Source organism: Actinocatenispora rupis (assembly GCF_016861975.1).
Taxonomy (GTDB): domain Bacteria; phylum Actinomycetota; class Actinomycetes; order Mycobacteriales; family Micromonosporaceae; genus Actinocatenispora; species Actinocatenispora rupis.
Map to the genome: position 1 here is coordinate 1 of NZ_BOMB01000040.1, position 15,718 is coordinate 15,718.

Here is a 15,718-nt window from a genome sequence, read left to right on the forward strand (position 1 = left end):
CCCCGCCGACCTCGATCCCGGCCGGCACCGCCACCTGGACGATGTGGCAGTACGCCGACTCCGGCACGTTCCCCGGCGACCAGGACTACTTCAACGGTGACGCCACCCGTCTCAAGGCGCTCGCCACGAACCACGACTGATCGACCCCGTTCGATCCGAACGGCGCCCGGCCAGCGAGCCGGGCGCCGTTCGCATTACCAGTGAGTAACCAAAACGACGAAAGTCACCACTCAGGGCGAACATTGAGAAGAAATTTGCCAGAACGTCTTGAGTGGCATCGTCCCGGATGGGAACCTGATCCCGAGTCCAGCCGTTTCAACCCCCTCTTTGCGGCTGGCGTACCGGGAGGTAGGTCATGACCCTTTCCCCAGCTCGTCATGTCAGACGCGCGCTGTTCGGCGCGCTCGCCGCGGCGGCCGTCGCGGTACTGAGCCTCGGACTCGCGGCCCCCGCCCAGGCCGCGACGTACGTGAGCGGCATGGACGTGTCGGCGTACCAGGGCAACGTGAACTGGACCGCCGCGTACAACAACGGTGGCCGCTTCGCCTACGTCAAGGCGACCGAGGGCACCAGCTACACCAACGCGTACTTCGCGCAGCAGTACAACGGGTCGTACAACGTGGGGATGATCCGCGGGGCGTACCACTTCGCCCGGCCGAACATCTCCTCCGGCGCCACCCAGGCCAACTACTTCGCCGCACACGGCGGCGGCTGGTCCGCCGACGGCAAGACCCTGCCCCCGGCACTCGACATCGAGTACAACCCCTACTCCGGCGGCACCTGCTACGGACTGTCCCAGTCCGGCATGGTCAGCTGGATCCGCGACTTCTCCAACACCATCAAGGCCAAGTACAACAAGTACCCGATGATCTACACGACCTTCGACTGGTGGAACACCTGCACCGGCAACTCCAGCGCGTTCGCGTCCACCAACCCGTTCTGGATCGCGATCTACCGGTCCACCCCGCCGACCTCGATCCCGGCCGGCACCGCCACCTGGACGATGTGGCAGTACGCCGACTCCGGCACGTTCCCCGGCGACCAGGACTACTTCAACGGCGACATGACCCGGCTCAAGGCACTCGCCACGAACCACGACTGACCGCGCCCCTCGGCGACGGCGCCCCGGCCAACCCGGCGGGGCGCCGTCGTCGTGTCTCAGACGTCGACCGGGCCGCCGGTCCGCCAGTAGATGCCGCGGTCCCGGGACATCAGGTCCTCGTCCACCAGGTATCGCCGGAGCGAGGCGTAATCGTGGTACCAGGCGCGCAGGACCGCGTCGACCGCGCGCTCCGGGTACCGTACGCCCGGCTCGAAGCAGGCGGCCAGGTGCTCCAGCACCACCTTGCGCTTGCCCCGCGCGGTGGGGATGCTGACCAGCCGGCCGTCCGCGATGAACGCGCGCAGCACCGCGTCGCGCTCCGCGTCCGGGTCCAGCCGTACCAGCTCGGCGGGGACCAGGTTGTCCCGCACCGCGGTCTTGAACAGCGACAGGTCCGCCGACAGCCGCCCGCCGGACTCGGTGACCAGGCCGCGGTCGGTCAGCGTCGCCAAGGCCCGCACCACGTCGCGGGCACCGAGCCCGCTCGCGGTCGCGACGTCCGACGGGGTCGCCGCGCCGAGCACGACCGCCGCGTACGTCCGGAGCCGCTCGGGCTCGGCCAGCAGCCGGCAGATAGCTTCGGGGTTCATCAAGGCACACAATATCCGGAAACCGGAGCCTCGCCGGGTGCCGGCGGGACCGTAGAGTGCTTGCATGACCCGCGCCCGCAACGACTACGGCGACGACCTATCGCTGGCACACGTGCTCGCCGACGCCGCCGACGGCATCTCCATGGCCCGGTTCCGGGCACTCGACCTGCGGGTCGAGTCGAAGCCGGACCTGACGCCGGTGACCGACGCGGACAAGGCCGTGGAGGAGTCGATCCGGTCCTCGCTGTCCCGGGCCCGCCCCCGCGACTCGGTACTGGGCGAGGAGTTCGGCGAGTCGGAGTCGGCGGTGTGGCGCGGCAACCGGCAGTGGATCGTCGACCCGATCGACGGTACGGCGAACTTCGTGCGCGGCGTACCGGTGTGGGCGACGCTGATCGCGCTGTTCGCGGGCGGCCAGCCGGTCGTCGGGCTGGTCAGCGCGCCGGCGCTCGGCCGCCGCTGGTGGGCCGCGACCGGCCACGGGGCGTACGCGGGGCGCAACGTCACCCACGCCTCGAAGATCCGCGTGTCCGGGGTGTCCCGGCTGGCCGACGCGTCCTTCTGCTACTCGTCGCTCGGCGGTTGGGAGCAGCGCGGCAAGCTCGACGGGATGCTGTCGCTGATGCGGCATTCCTGGCGCAGCCGGGCGTACGGGGACTTCTACGGCTACATGCTGCTCGCCGAGGGCGCGCTGGACACCATGGTCGAGCCGGAGCTGTCGCTGTGGGACGTGGCCGCGCTGATCCCGATCGTCACCGAGGCGGGCGGCACGTTCACCGACCTGACCGGTGCGCCGGCCCCGGGCAACGGCAGCGCGGTGGCCACCAACGGTGCCCTGCACGCCGACGTACTGGACGCGTTGGGCGACGCATGAGCGGAGCATCGGCGAAACCGGGCGCAGACCGGAGGCACCGCCCCGGAGCCGGGTATTTCGCCGCTGGATACTCACCGCTGTCGATCCGTTCGCGGCGACGGCCTATCCTCGCCGCGTGATCCCCCTCGGCTGGTTGTGCCTGGCCGCGATGATCCTGGCGTACGGCGTGGCCAACCTGCTCCAGTCCATCGCGGCGAACCGGGTCAGCGTGCACGACACGTTGCACCCGGGGCTGTTCGTCCGACTCGCCGGCCACAAGACGTACGTGATAGGCGTTGCGTTGCAGTTCGTCGGGTTCCTGCTGGCCTTCTTCGCCCGGCGCGACCTGCCGCTGTTCCTGGTACAGGCGAGTTCGGCGGCCGGCGTCGGCGTGATGGCGCTGCTCGGCATCCTGTTGCTGCGCTGGCGGCTCGTCGCCACCGAACTCGTGCTGATGGCGCTGCTGTCGCTCGGCATCACCGCGCAGGTGCTCGCCGCCCGGCCCGGCCCCGCGCACCGGATCGGCATGCCCGGCGGCATCGTGCTGTTCGCGGCGATCGGCGCGATCGGCGGCCTCGCCCTCCTCGCCGTACGGCTGCGCGGGGCGCCCGGGTCCGTCGCGCTCGGCTCCCTCGCCGGCATGGCGTTCGGCGCCGCCGCGATCGCGTCCCGGCCGCTCGCCGGCGTCGCCACCGTCAACGACCTGTTCCTCAGCCCCCTGCTGTACCTGCTGATCCTGCACTCCGTACTGGCCCAGCTGCTGCTCGGGCTTGCCATGCAGCGCGGCAGCGCGACCGCGGCGGTGGCGTCCATGGACGCGGCCTCCGCCGTACCGGCCGCGGTCGTCGGGGTGCTGTTCCTCGGCGACGGCATCCGTCCCGGCCGGATGTGGCTGGCCACCGTCGGCTTCGTGCTCGCGCTGTCCGCCGTCCTGCTCCTCACCCGGTACGCCCGGCCCCAGCCTCGGCGCGTCGCCGCCGGCCGGGTCACCGCGTTCGGCTCGGCCGACGCCGGCTGACGCGCCTCCCGGGTGGCTCGTTCGGCCCGGTTGAGCCAGGTCCGGACGTTCCGCGGTCGACACCAGGCAGGCGCGACGCCCGATGGAGCCGGACCGGGCCGCGGTCGATGCGCAGCAGGCGCGCGCGTTCGGGTCGGCTGACGCGCCTCCCGGGCGGCTCGTTCGGCCCGGTTGAGCCAGGTCCGGACGCTCCGCGGTCGACACCAGGCAGGCGCGACGCCCGATGGAGCCGGACCGGGCCGCGGTCGACGTACGGCGGGCACCCGCGTTCGGCTTGGTTGAGCCAGGTCCGGGTCAGCCCTGGGTCTGGGCCTTGCGGCGGGCGTGCCGGCGCAGCGCGACGACGAGGCACAGGATCGCCGCGAACAGGAACGCGCCGCCCGGGCACACGAACGCGCCGACGATCCCGGTCACCAGCCGCCCGACGCTGAAGTACGAGCCGAGGGCGAGGTGCGGGGTGCCCTCGCTGGCGGTACAGGTCACCGCGTACGTGCCGGCCTTGTCGGCGGTGAGCTGGTAGCGGCCGACCCAGTCCTCGCCGTCCCGGGTCATGGTCAGGCTGCCGCTGACCGGGTTCAGCGTCAGCCCGTCGGGGCTGGCGGTGCAGTCGACGGTGCCGGTGGAGCCGGCGGCGACGTACAGGGTGCGTTGTTGGCCGGCGGACAGCGCGACGTGGACCGGCCGGGACGGCTCGAACCGCTGGACCGGCCCGGTCGCCGGGGACAGCGCGAACAGGAACGCGCCGACGCCGGCACCGACGCCGACGAGCAGCACCACGACGGCGACGACGTACCAGAGGCGGCGGGGGCGGATGGCGGGCGCGACGGTCATGCGGACAGGGTGCCAGCCACGGGCCGTCAGGTGGTGCCGGGACGGCTGTACAGCAGGCGCGGCGTGCCGGGGTCGTGCGGGTCGAGCAGGACGTACGCGGTCTCCGGCAGGTCGGTGAGGTGCGCGGGCGTGGCGTCGGTGCGTACTCCGTCGGCGCGGAGCAGCGCGGCACCGCCGATCAGCGCGGCGGCGTGCGCGGAGGCGGGCTCGGTGTCCTGCCGCAGCACCAGCGTCGCGTCCGTACCGGTGGGTGCGACGGCGTCGGCGCGCAGCCGCCGGTACATGACGACGAGGCGGATGCCGCGGCGGCGGGTGAGCGCGTCGAGGCGTTCGAGCTGGGCGCGGCGGAGGCCGTCGGCGCCGACCACGACGAGCAGCCGGGGCGGCCCGTCGCCGGGCTTCTGCCGGCGTACCTGGTGCAGGAGGGTGCCGAGGAGGACCTGGGCGAGCAGGCCGGTGGACAGTTCGGGGTCGCAGCCGAGGAGCTGCATCACCCGCAGCTGCGCGTGCGGATCCCGGTACGGCCGGACGCCCGGGTCGTGCTCCTCCAGCAGCGCGAGCTGGCTGGCGGCCGCGGCGAGCCGGCGCAACCGAGGACCGGCCGCCGCGGTCGCCGCCTGCCCGCGTACGGCGGCGAGGTGGGCATGTTCGGCCGCGGTGAGCCGGGGATCGGGCCGGTCGGTGCCGGCCAGCGCGAGCAGCGCCGCGGCCACCCGCCGGAACGTCAGGGTGCCGCGCAGCGCCGCGACGGCCTGCCCGACGAGCGTCGCGTCGGCGGACCGGTCGCCGGTGTCCGGATCCCGGTCGACCGCGTGTACGGCCTCGGCCAGGACCGTACCGACCTGGCCGGCGGCGAGCCCGGACAGCAGCCCCACGGCGGGCAGGTGGTCGGGCAGGCTGAGCAGGTCGAGGCGGTGCCCGGCGGCGCCGGCCAGGCGTACGAGGTCGCGGGCGGCGCTCTCGCCGGTCAGGTCGAGTACGGTGACGGACCCGCCCGACCCGATGACCGAACCGGCAAGCGTGGACAGCAGCTCGGCGCGACCGGTGTCGGTCCCGCCGTACACGTCGACGCGTTCGGCGGCGACCGGGCCGACCGCGCACCATCGCCCGACCGGGGCCGGCTCCGGCGGTACGGGGGCCGGGCCGGGCGCGGGCGGGCAGCCGTCGACCCAGTCGGCGTACGCGGCGTCCGCGGCACGTACCGCCGCCATGCGGGGTACGACCGCGAGTGCCGTCGCGGTCAGGGCGAGCCCGGCGCACACCGCCGCCACGATCCCCACCACCGGCAGCAGCGGGGCCAGCGCCAGGCACACCGCGGCGAGCCCGGCCGCACCCACCGCGGGCCACCGGTACCGGTGGGTGCTCCGCACGCCCGCGGCGTACCGGTCGGCAGCGGGCAGCGCCCACTCCGGTTCCGGTACGGCCGGCCCGTCCTCGCGCCCCTCGTCCGGTACGGCCGGCGCCACGAGCCGGTACTCCCAGCCCCACCGTTCGCCGGGGGCGAGCAGCGCGTCGCGCCGCCGGTCGGTACCTCGGGCCATCGGTGTCGTCACTCCCCCGTCGCCCGCATCGGGCGGTCGGCGGCGAGCCGGTCGAGTTCGGCGGCCAGTACGGCGGTGCGCTCGGCGGCGGCGGCGTGCGCGGCGTCCCGGGCGGCGTCGTCCGCCGCGTCGAACCGCCGCCCGCAGGCGTCGCAGTGGGTGGCCGCGGCGCCGCTGTCCGCCCGGCACGCCCCGCACGTACGCCGGGTGCGGGCGGCGCGGGCGGCGGTGAGCTCGGCGCGCAGGTCGGCCGCCGCGGCGGCCCGGTCGGCGGCGGAGGCGAGCCGGTGCGGCAGTTCGGTGTCGCCGACGAGCCGGCCGTCGACGGCCAGGGCGGCGTCGGCGGCGCGGCGCAGCGCACGTCGACCCGCGGCACCGGCGCCGGGACGTACACCGAGGGTGACGATGAGGGGGTAGCGGCCGAGGACGGCGAGGCGGAGTTCGCCGGTGCGCCGGCGCCAGACGCGCGCCGCGGCGGCGGGGCCGTCGGCGGGACGCCAGCCGTCGGCGGCGGTGACCGCGTCGTCCAGCAGCCGGACCGCCGCGTCCGTCAGGTACGGCAGCGGAAGCAGCAGGTGGGCGTACGTCCGCCCGATCCACCGTCGCCCCGGGGCGCCGCCGGGTCCGGTCACCTGTCCTCCCACGAGCACGGTCGTGACCGTGTGCAGCAAATCGCACACGGGGTGGGAAACGCCCCATCACCACCGCGGGCGAGCCTATCCGCCACCGGTCACCGTGCGTACGGCGGCCGGGTGAGCGTCCAGCAGTCGGGCGGTCGGGCACGTTCCGGGCCGAACGGTGTCGGGTGATCGTTCCGGCGCAGCCAAAGTGTTCGGTGCCGAGCCGCCACAGGCCCTACCATCCACCCCAGAGGTCCCGCGGATCCGTCGGCGGGTCACGGCCCACGTGCAGGGTCGGGCTCGCCGCCCGGGTTCCGCGCGGCCTCGCCGTCGGCGCGGGGTCGACTCGGCCGCGCACCGCCTGCCGCCGGGAGGTGCCTCGCATCGTGCTGGAAGCTGTCGGGTTACAGCCGTCCGAGTGGCGGACCTACCACGTCCTGATGCGGTTACCGACGGCGACCGCCGAGGAACTCGCCGAGCGGCTCGGGGTGGGCGCGGCGCAGATCTCGGCGGCGCTGTCGGCGCTGCACCGGCGCGGCGCGGTCAGCCGTACGCCGGACGATCCGCGCCGGTGGCGTGCCGTACCGCCGGATCTGGCGTTCGGGCCGGAGCTGCGGCGACGGCAACGGGACCTGACGGTGGTCGAGGAGGCCGTGGACCGGCTGAGCGCCGAGTACCGGAACCAGCTGGCGCTGCGGGGCGCCGGTGACCTGATCGAGGTGGTGTTCGGCGAGGCGATCGCGCCGCGGGTGCAGGAGTTGCAGCGCAAGGCCGGCGAGGAGGTCTGCGCGATCGTCAAGACGCCCACGTTCTCCCTGGAGGCGCGGGAGAACCAGGCCGAACGCGACGGGCTCGCCGCCGGCATCGCGTTCCGCACGATCTACCCGCGCGAGGTGCTCGGCCTGCCCGGCGACCCGTTCGAGCTGGCCGAGTCGGTACGGATGGGCGAGCAGGCGCGGGTGGTCGCCGAGACGCCGCTGAAGCTCATCATGGTGGACCGCTCGGTGGCCGTCGTACCGGTGCTGCCGGCCGAGTCCACCGAACCGTCCGCGCTGCTGGTGTACCCGAGCGGGCTGCTGGACGCGCTGGTGGCGCTGTTCGAGACGATGTGGGCGACCGCGACGCCGCTGCTGGCCGCGTCCCGCCACGAGGTACGCGAGGCCGGTGGTGACGCGCCGTCGCCGCAGGACCTGCACCTGCTGTCGCTGCTGCTGGCCGGCCTGACGGACCAGGCGATCGCCGCGCAGCTCGGCCTCTCCATGCGTACGGTGCAGCGGCGGGTGCACGGGCTGATCGAACTGGCCGGCGTGCGTACCCGGTTGCAGTTGATCTGGCGCGCGGCGCACCGCGACTGGCTGTGAACGCGCCGCGGCCCGTCCGGCGCTGGGGTCCGGGCGGGCCGCGGGGTGCGTGGCGGCGGCCGTCGACCGCCGCCACACCGGGGATCAGGCCTTCTTGAGCGTCGTGTCGACCACGACCACCTGGCCCTTGACCACCTTCACGGTCTTCACCTGCGGCTGGTAGCCGTCCTTGGCGATGATGATCGTGAGGGGGTTGTTCCGGACGTCCAGCCACAGCGCGAAGGAGCCGTCCTTGCCGGTCTTCAGCGTGTAGCTGGTCGCCCAGCTGTCGATCTGCACGGTGGCTCCGGCGAGCGGGGCGGCGTTGCCCTTCGCGTCGAGGCCCTTGATGGTGCCGGCGACCTTGCCCCACGTCTTCGGCGGGTTGACGTGCATCGTCACGCCCACCGCCTTGACCTGGTACGGCGTGTTGGTCTGTACGCCGATGGCCGCGGTGTAGTCACCGGGCTGGCTGATCGCCGGGTCCGCCGCGTCCAGGGACAGCGTGACCTTCTTGCTGGCGCCGGGCGCCAGCGTGAACTCGGTCGCGTTCTCGCCGAGCCAGGACACGTCGCTGGAACCGCCCTGGTCGTACCCGGCCAGGACCTCGGCGGCGTCGATCGGCGGGGTGAACGACCCGCCGGGGTTGCCGCCGACCACGTAGAAACCGAGCGCACCGCCGGCGCGGTACACGGTCTGGGTGTTGTTCGGCAGCGCGCTCCACGAGTCGCTGCCCGGGTCGTACGCGAGGCCCTGGTTGGTCAGGGTCGCGTTGCCGTTGGTGACGCCACCGGAGACCAGCAGCTTGCCGTTGGCCACCGTGTACGCGCCGCCCCACAGGTCGATCGGCAGGTCGGCGACCGGGGACCAGGAGTCGGCACCCGGGTCGTACACGTAGGCGTGCTTGCCGCTGGTGTTCACGCCGCCGGCGCAGTACAGCTTGCCGCCGAGCGCGCCGCACGACTCCCACGCCGTCGGTTCCGGGTAGCTGGCGGCCTGCGACCAGGAGTCCGACGAGGCGTCGTACACCAGCACGTCGCTGACGCCGCAGGTGCTGGTGCACCCGCCGACCGAGTACAGCTTGCCGTCGAGGACGGCGCTGCCCGCACCGGCGTACGCCTTGGGCGCGGCCGTACCGGTCGACCAGCTGTTGCTGGCCGGGTCGTAGATCTCCAGCTTCGTGTCGGGCGCCCCGGACGCGCCCCAGCCACCGACGGCGTACAGCTTGCCGTTGATGAAGCCGTGGGCCGGGTTGCCCTCACGGGTGTCGGCGGCGCTGGCCAGCTTGCTCCAGGCGCCGGTCGACGGGTCGAAGGCGTACAGGTCCTTGCTGTCGGCGGACCCCGTGTACCCGAAGGCCGAGTACAGCGTGCCGTTGTAGTACGAGACGGCGTTGTCCTGGATGGCGGTCGGCAGGTTGGCGATCGGCGACCAGGTGTCGTCGGTCGGTGCCGCGTCGGACGGCGCGGCGCCCTTCGCCTTCACCAGCGTGCCGTTGCTGTCGTGGTGCGACAGCGGCGACGTCTTCGCGTCGACCCGGTTGACCGGCGCGTTCGCCGCCTGCATCTGGAAGCCGCCCTGCTGCTCGCCCAGCTTGACGGTCGCCGCGAGCCCACCGGTGTTGGTCAGCGTGACCGTGCCGCTCCCGGTGGTACCCCAGCCCAGCGTCTTGCTCACGCTGGACGTGTCGAGCGTGATCTGGCCCGCCTTCAGGGTGAAGTCGGCCCGGGTCACGTCGTCGGTGGCGACGTTCACCGTCGAGGTGGCCGTGGCGTACGCGGCCTTCGCGGCGCTGAACGGGTGCGAACCGGTGACCGACGAGAACATCCAGTAGTAGCCCTCGCCCGCGCCGGCGTCGGTCACGGTACTGGCGCTCTCCGCCGGCTTGTCGCCGGAGGTCACCGTCGCCGACTTCACGCCGCCGCCGGTGTTCGCGTCCACGACCCGGCCCTCGACCAGCCCGCCGTGTACCGGCGTGCAGCTCTTGTTGCCGAGGAAGACGTTGTCCAGCTCCCAGTAGTAGCCGTACTTGCCGGTGAAGTGGAACCGCACCTGTACGGCGGACTGGTGTGCCGCGCCGGACAGCAGCAGTTCCTGGTGGCCGGACGTGGTGCCGCTGCCGGACTTGTGCCACACGTTGGTCCACGTGGCGCCGCCGTCGACGGTGTAGTCGACGTCGCCGACCTGGTTGGAGTAGCCGTGGTAGTAGCTGTCGAAGCCGACGGCCGGTGAGTCCTGTGTGGACAGATCGGTGACCGGCGTGGTCAGGGTCGTGTCCTGGGTCTTTCCGGTACCCAGGTGGTCGGAGTCGACGATGGCGAAGTTGCCGCTGCCGCCGGTCAGGTTGCCGCGCTTGCCGTCGTCGGTGAACTGCCAGCCGCCGCCGTCGGTGGCGTTGGTGACCGTCCACCCGTCCGGCGCGGTCGCCGCGTCGAACGCCTGGTACGTGCCGTCGTACGTGGTGGTGTAGCCGGGCGCCGTGCACGTGTTGGCGTCGGCCCTGAGCGCCACGTTCCTCGTCGCGTCCGAGGTACCGAGGCTGACGTGCTCGTCGGCCGCGGCGTACCCGGCGATCGACGAGGTGACGTGCAGGGTGTAGTCGTGGCCCTCCGGCAGGTCCACCGAGTACTTCCCGGTGTACGGGTCGGTGTGCACCGGCCCGCCCGGTACGCCGTCGACGGTGATCGACGCGCCGAGCGGCCAGCCGTGGCCGGAGCCGTCGGTGACCTTGCCGGTGACGGTGTGCGTCGGTACGGCGGTGAGCGCCACGTCCGTCGTGACCGCGCCACCGTCGGCGACGCTGACCCCGCCGACCGTCTTGTCGGAGTAGCCGTACGCCGAGACCGTCACGTCGTACGTGCCGGGCGGCACGGTCAGCGTGTACGTGCCGTCGGTGCCGGAGGTCGCCTGGTTGTCGCCGACCTTGACGGTGGCGCCGTCGATCGTGGCGCCGGTGGCGGCGTCGGTGACGGTGCCGGAGACCTGGCCGTGCGGACCGCTGCGGAACGCGGCGAGCCCGTTCGGCGTACCCAGGCCGGTCGGCCCGTCGTACCCGGTGCCGGCCGTGCACAGGTACGCCGGGCTGCACGAGCCGTTGGCGCCCTCGGTCACGTCGTTCAGCGAGCCGGCGTTGGCGTACGGGTAGGTGTTGGGGTAGCTGCCGGCGACGGGGGTGCCGGCCGACGCGTACACGCCGGCGATGATCGGCGACGCCGCGCTCGTCCCGCCGTACTGCGCCCATCCGCTCGCCTGGTACGAGTTGTACACCGCGACGCCGGTGACCGGGTCGGAGACCGCGGACACGTCGGCCACGGCGCGCTTGTCGCACCCGGTGTCGTGCTGGAACGACGGCTTCGGCTCGTACACCGAGCAGCCCGAGCCGGGCCCGCCGTACGAGTTGTGCCAGACGCTCTCGTGCCAGCCGCGCGCGCTGTTGTCCTTCACCAGCGACGTACCGCCGACCGAGGTGACGTACTGCGACGCCGCCGGGAACGCCACGCCGTAGTCGCTGTCACCGGACGAGACCGTGATCGCGACGCCGGGGTGGTTGTAGTACTGCTCCTCGTACGTCAGCTCGTCGGCGTCCTCACCGGACCCCGGCGTACTCGTGTAGCCCGTGCCGTACGAGTTGGACACGTACTTCGCGCCCAGTTCCACGGCGGTGTTGACCGAACTGCCGAGCGAGTCGAACGACGCGTCGTCGCCCTCGACCAGCAGGATGTGCGCGTTGGGCGCGACGGCCGACACCATGTCGAGGTCGAGCGCGATCTCGCCGGCCCACCCGGAGTCCGGCGACGGGTAGCTGGTCCCACCGCGCTGGTCGACCTTGCGGAAGCAGCCGTTCGCCGTGGTGCACGGCGGCAGCCCGTACTGCTGGCGGTAGACCGCGAGGTCGGACTCCGCGTTCGGGTTGTCGTACGCGTCGACGATGGCGACGGTCTGCCCCGCGCCGCCGTTCGCCGGCAGGTTGTACGCGGAGAGCAGGTCCGCCGGGCCGAAGCCGGACGGCGCGTCGGCCAGCGGCTGCACGCCCTTGGCACCGGCCACATCGGTGCGCTTGAGCGCGTAGCAGGTGAACTCGCCCTTCTTGGCCGCGCCGCAGACCTGCTCGACCGCGGGCTTGCCGCTGGGTGTCGTGGGCTTCGCGAGGGCCGGCTGCTGGAAGCCGAGCCCGACGAGCGCGAGCACGCTCGTCACGGCCAGACCCCAGACACCGGCTCTCGCCCTGCGTCGTACCGTTCGTTTGTTGTGCATCAAGGTCCTCCCAGCCTCTCTGCACGATTGCCGCTGTTTCGCGGCAACGACCCGGCTTGGTACCGGGCTGGGAGTAACCCTGTCGAAGCAATCTGTAAGTGATCAAGGCGCCGAAATGGCGGGTTCGCGCCATGACACCAGCCCGCCAGGACCAATGCCTACAGACCGGTTTGCATGCCGTCTTCTCCTGCACAACGGACAGCGGCGCGGCCCCGAAACAACCGGGAAACCGCGCCGCAGTACCGATGTGACGGTTCAGCCCTTGAGTGCACCGCCCAGCGCGAACGAGCCGGACAGCCGGCGCGACATCACCAGGTAGAGCACCGCGACGGGGATGCAGTAGAAGATCGAGAACGCGGCCAGCTGGCCGTACTGCACGCCGCCGTGCTGCGGGTCGAAGAACGTGAAGATGCTGACCGAGGCCGGCAACTGGTTCGGGTCGATCAGCAGGATGAACGGCACGAAGAAGTTGCCCCACATGCCGATGAAGGTGAAGATCGTCACGACGATCACGCCCGGCCACATCAGCGGCAGCACGATCCGCCGCAACGTCGCCATCGAACTCGCGCCGTCGGTCCAGGCCACCTCCTCCAGCTCCACCGGTACGCCGTCCATGAAGTTCTTCATCAGCCAGATCCCGAACGGCAGCGCCGTCGACCCCATGAACACCGTCGCCGACCACATCTGGTCGATCAGGTTGAGCTGCGTGAACATCGCGTACACCGGGATCATGATCGCGGTGATCGGCAGCCCGGTGGTGAACAGGATCGTCAGCAGGAACGGCCGCTTCAGCCGCGACTTGTACCGCGACAACGGGTACGCGGCGAGGATCGCGACGACGACGGTGACCAGAGTGCCGCCACCGCACAGGATCAGGCCGTTGAGCAACGGCCGGAACAGGATGTCGGTGGTGGCGACGTTCGCGAAGTTGGCGCCGGTGAAGTGCTCCGGCCACTGCACCCGCAGGGTCTGCCCCTCCGCCACCGAGGTGGTCACCACCCACAGCAGCGGTACGAGGAACGCGAGGCCGATCACCACGAGTACCAGGTTGGCGGCGACCTTGCCGGCGGCGTGGACCGACCGGCGCGACGGCCCCTTCCGTGTGCCCGCAACGGTTCCCGCGCCGGACGTCGGCAGTTCGGCTTGCGTGATGGCCATCAGTCCGCCTCCGGTCGCAGCGCCCGCAGGTACACCAGCGAGAACAGGGCACCGATGACCAGCAGTACCAGGGCCATGGCCGTGCCGTACCCGATCTCGTAGCTCTGCAACGCCGTCTGGTACGTGTAGATCGGCAGCGTGGTGCTCTTGTTGCTCGGGCCGCCCTTGGTCATCGCGAAGATGAGCCCGAAGACCGACAGCGTCTGCAACGTGATGAGCATCAGGTTCGTGGCCACGGACCGGCGGATCGTCGGCAGCGTGACGTGCCAGAACCGTTGCCACAGACCGGCTCCGTCCATCGCCGCGGCCTCGGTCAGCTCCTGCGGCACCTCGGACAGGGCCGCCGAGTACACCAGCATGGAGAACGCGGTGCCGCGCCAGACGTTGGCCAGCGACACGGCCAGGATCGGCATCGTGTAGAGCCAGTTCTGTTGCGGCAGATGGAGGAAGGCGAGGATCTCGTTCAGCGAACCCTCGTCCCGGAAGAACGCGTACAGCAGATAGCCCGCGACGATCTCGGGGACCACCCACGCCGCGACCACGAGCGCACCGACGATGGACCGCACCGCCTTGGTGGCCAACCGGAACAGCATCGCGATGACGAGACCGAGGATGTTCTGCCCGACGATCGCGGACAGTACGGTGAACACCAGGGTCTGCAGGATCGCGTTGTAGAACCGGTCGTCACCGAACGCCTTGCGGAAGTTCGCCAGGCCCACGAAGTGCGTGGTCGTCTGCCCGGTGAGCTGCATGTCGGTGAACGCGTAGTAGACGCAGTAGACGATCGGGCCGGCGAGGAACACCAGCAGCAGCACCACCGCCGGCAGCAACGGCAGTCCACGGAGGAAAGTCCTGCTCCGCAACGGAACCCGGGCGGCACCGGACACCTCCGGTGCCGCGCCGGGACGTGCGGCTGTTGTGCTCGCCGTCATTTCGTGCCGGATTCCTTGGTCGTCTTGCCACCGACGATGTCGGACACGGCCTTGTCGTACGCCGCGGTCGCCTGGGTCGGCGACGAGCTACCGGTCGTCACGGCCTCCATCTGCTCCTGGATCACCGTCGACACCTTCGGGTACTCCGCGTACGCGGGCCGGTAGTGCGTCGAGGCCACCAGGTCGGTGAAGAACTTGACCGTCGGCGCGGCGGCCAGGTACGACGGGTCGGCCGCGACGTCCTTGCGTACGGTCAGGTTCTGCGCCGAGTTGTCGTACTTGGCGGCGTTCTTCTCGGTCTGCATGGCGGTGATGAACTTCCACGCCAGGTCCGGGTTCTTGGCCTGCCGGGTGATCGCCCAGCTCCACCCGCCGGACATGCTCGTCTTGCCGGGAGCCTGGCCGTGCTGCGTGGGCATCGCGGTCCAGCCGATGTTCTTCGACCAGTCGGCCCACGGCTTCGCGCCGGTCTTCAGCCAGGTACTCGCCAGCCACGAACCGTCGATGCTGAACCCGATCTTCTGGTTCGGGAACCAGTCCGTGGCGATGTTCGTGCCGATGTTGGCGTCGAGCGCCTGCGACGGCTTGGGCGCGAGACCGGTGGAGTAGATGGTCTTCAGGAACGACATCGAGTCCTGGAAGCCCTTGCTGCCCGTGACCCACTTCTTCTGCTGCGGGTTGTAGAGCTGGTCGTCCGTGCCGTACAGCAGCATCTCGAAGCCCTGCATGGACGCCGCTTCACCGTTGGCCTTGCCGGTGTAGATGCTCATCGGCGTCACACCGGGCGCCTTCTTCTTGATGGCGCGGGCCGCGGCGAGCAGGTCGTCCCACGACTTCGGCTGCCAGTTCGCCGGCAGGCCGGCCTTGGCGAAGACCCGCTTGTCGTACCAGATGCCGCGGGTGTCGGTGCCGTCCGGCACGCCGTACACCTTGCCGTCGAGGCCGCTGACGGCCTTCTTCGCGCTGTCCTGGAACTGCGGCCACTGGTCCCAGGACTTGACCCGGGAGTCGATCGGCTGCAGGAACCCGGCCTTGATGTCGGAGTTGATGAGGAACGTGTCCTCGTACGCGAGGTCGGGCGCGGTCCGCGGCGACTTCATCATCAGGTCGAGCTTGGTGTAGTAGTCGTTCTCGGTCGCCTGGATGGGAACGAGCGTGACCTTCTTGCCGGGGTTGGCCTTCTCGAACTCCTTCTTGACGCCGGTCAGGAAGTTGTCCATGACCCGGCTGTTGTTGTCGGTCGCCCGCTGGTACGCGATCTTGATCTCGTTCTTCGACTCACCGGACGAGCTGCATGCCGCCAACGGCACGAGCATGGCCCCGGCCAGAGAGAGGGCCGCGATCGATCGGAACCGCATGATGGTCCTTCCCGAGCGGCCGGGATCCGGCTGGGAGGTGGACCGGTCCGCTCAACGTGTCGCACAAGGAGGTCGCCGACGGCATGGGCGTCCCCAGTCGCGCCACGCCTTCGCGTACCTC

General features: G+C 71.4%; 12 protein-coding genes. 4 read left to right on the forward strand and 8 right to left on the reverse strand.

Translation table 11 applies throughout. The features are described from left to right. Nucleotides 1-355 precede the first annotated feature (355 nt). Entirely contained in the window at nt 356-1,102 is a 747-nt protein-coding gene (locus Aru02nite_RS30185; protein ID WP_203663391.1) for a lysozyme, read from the forward strand. 56 nt (nt 1,103-1,158) lie between these two features. On the opposite strand, the gene Aru02nite_RS30190 is transcribed toward Aru02nite_RS30185, so the two are convergent. Continuing rightward, a complete protein-coding gene (locus tag Aru02nite_RS30190; RefSeq protein WP_203663393.1) occupies nt 1,159-1,692 on the reverse strand; it encodes a DUF2087 domain-containing protein in 534 nt (177 codons plus the stop codon). A 64-nt stretch (nt 1,693-1,756) separates the two neighbouring features. Here Aru02nite_RS30190 and hisN point away from each other — a divergent pair, with 64 nt between their 5' ends. Both hisN and Aru02nite_RS30200 read left to right on the forward strand, forming a co-directional pair. Next, complete coding sequence (gene hisN / locus Aru02nite_RS30195) at nt 1,757-2,566, forward strand: histidinol-phosphatase (protein WP_203663395.1); 810 nt, start codon at nt 1,757-1,759, stop codon at nt 2,564-2,566. Nucleotides 2,567-2,714: 148 nt separating this feature from the next. Then, on the forward strand, nt 2,715-3,563 hold the full coding sequence (locus tag Aru02nite_RS30200; RefSeq protein WP_239077053.1) for a hypothetical protein: 849 nt from the start codon (nt 2,715-2,717) through the stop codon (nt 3,561-3,563). A 294-nt stretch (nt 3,564-3,857) separates the two neighbouring features. On the opposite strand, the gene Aru02nite_RS30205 is transcribed toward Aru02nite_RS30200, so the two are convergent. From Aru02nite_RS30205 to Aru02nite_RS30215, 3 genes are read right to left on the reverse strand one after another with little or no spacing between them, the layout of a single operon-like run. Continuing rightward, nucleotides 3,858-4,394 carry a hypothetical protein gene (locus Aru02nite_RS30205; protein ID WP_203663399.1) on the reverse strand — a complete coding sequence of 179 codons (537 nt, stop codon included), beginning with the start codon at nt 4,392-4,394 and terminating at the stop codon, nt 3,858-3,860. A 26-nt stretch (nt 4,395-4,420) separates the two neighbouring features. Next, a complete protein-coding gene (locus tag Aru02nite_RS30210; RefSeq protein ID WP_203663400.1) occupies nt 4,421-5,935 on the reverse strand; it encodes a hypothetical protein in 1,515 nt (504 codons plus the stop codon). Nucleotides 5,936-5,943: 8 nt separating this feature from the next. Further along, nucleotides 5,944-6,567 (reverse strand): hypothetical protein, encoded by a 624-nt coding sequence (locus tag Aru02nite_RS30215; RefSeq protein WP_203663401.1) that lies wholly within the window; start codon nt 6,565-6,567, stop codon nt 5,944-5,946. Nucleotides 6,568-6,941: 374 nt separating this feature from the next. On the opposite strand from Aru02nite_RS30215, the gene Aru02nite_RS30220 reads away from it, so the two are divergent. Then, complete coding sequence (locus Aru02nite_RS30220) at nt 6,942-7,916, forward strand: helix-turn-helix domain-containing protein (RefSeq protein ID WP_203663402.1); 975 nt, start codon at nt 6,942-6,944, stop codon at nt 7,914-7,916. 84 nt (nt 7,917-8,000) lie between these two features. Here Aru02nite_RS30220 and Aru02nite_RS30225 read toward each other — a convergent pair whose 3' ends face one another. The 4 genes from Aru02nite_RS30225 to Aru02nite_RS30240 form a co-directional block, all read right to left on the reverse strand. Further along, entirely contained in the window at nt 8,001-12,092 is a 4,092-nt protein-coding gene (locus Aru02nite_RS30225) for a carboxypeptidase regulatory-like domain-containing protein (RefSeq protein ID WP_239077048.1), read from the reverse strand. Nucleotides 12,093-12,404: 312 nt separating this feature from the next. Next, entirely contained in the window at nt 12,405-13,307 is a 903-nt protein-coding gene (locus tag Aru02nite_RS30230; RefSeq protein WP_203663404.1) for a carbohydrate ABC transporter permease, read from the reverse strand. Continuing rightward, complete coding sequence (locus tag Aru02nite_RS30235) at nt 13,307-14,239, reverse strand: carbohydrate ABC transporter permease (RefSeq protein WP_203663405.1); 933 nt, start codon at nt 14,237-14,239, stop codon at nt 13,307-13,309. Before Aru02nite_RS30235 ends, Aru02nite_RS30230 begins: the two co-directional genes overlap by 1 nt. Then, the gene (locus Aru02nite_RS30240; RefSeq protein ID WP_203663406.1) at nt 14,236-15,597 is read right to left on the reverse strand and encodes an extracellular solute-binding protein; all 1,362 of its coding nucleotides are present in this window, start codon (nt 15,595-15,597) and stop codon (nt 14,236-14,238) included. Before Aru02nite_RS30240 ends, Aru02nite_RS30235 begins: the two co-directional genes overlap by 4 nt. Between the last annotated feature and the right edge of the window lie 121 nt (nt 15,598-15,718).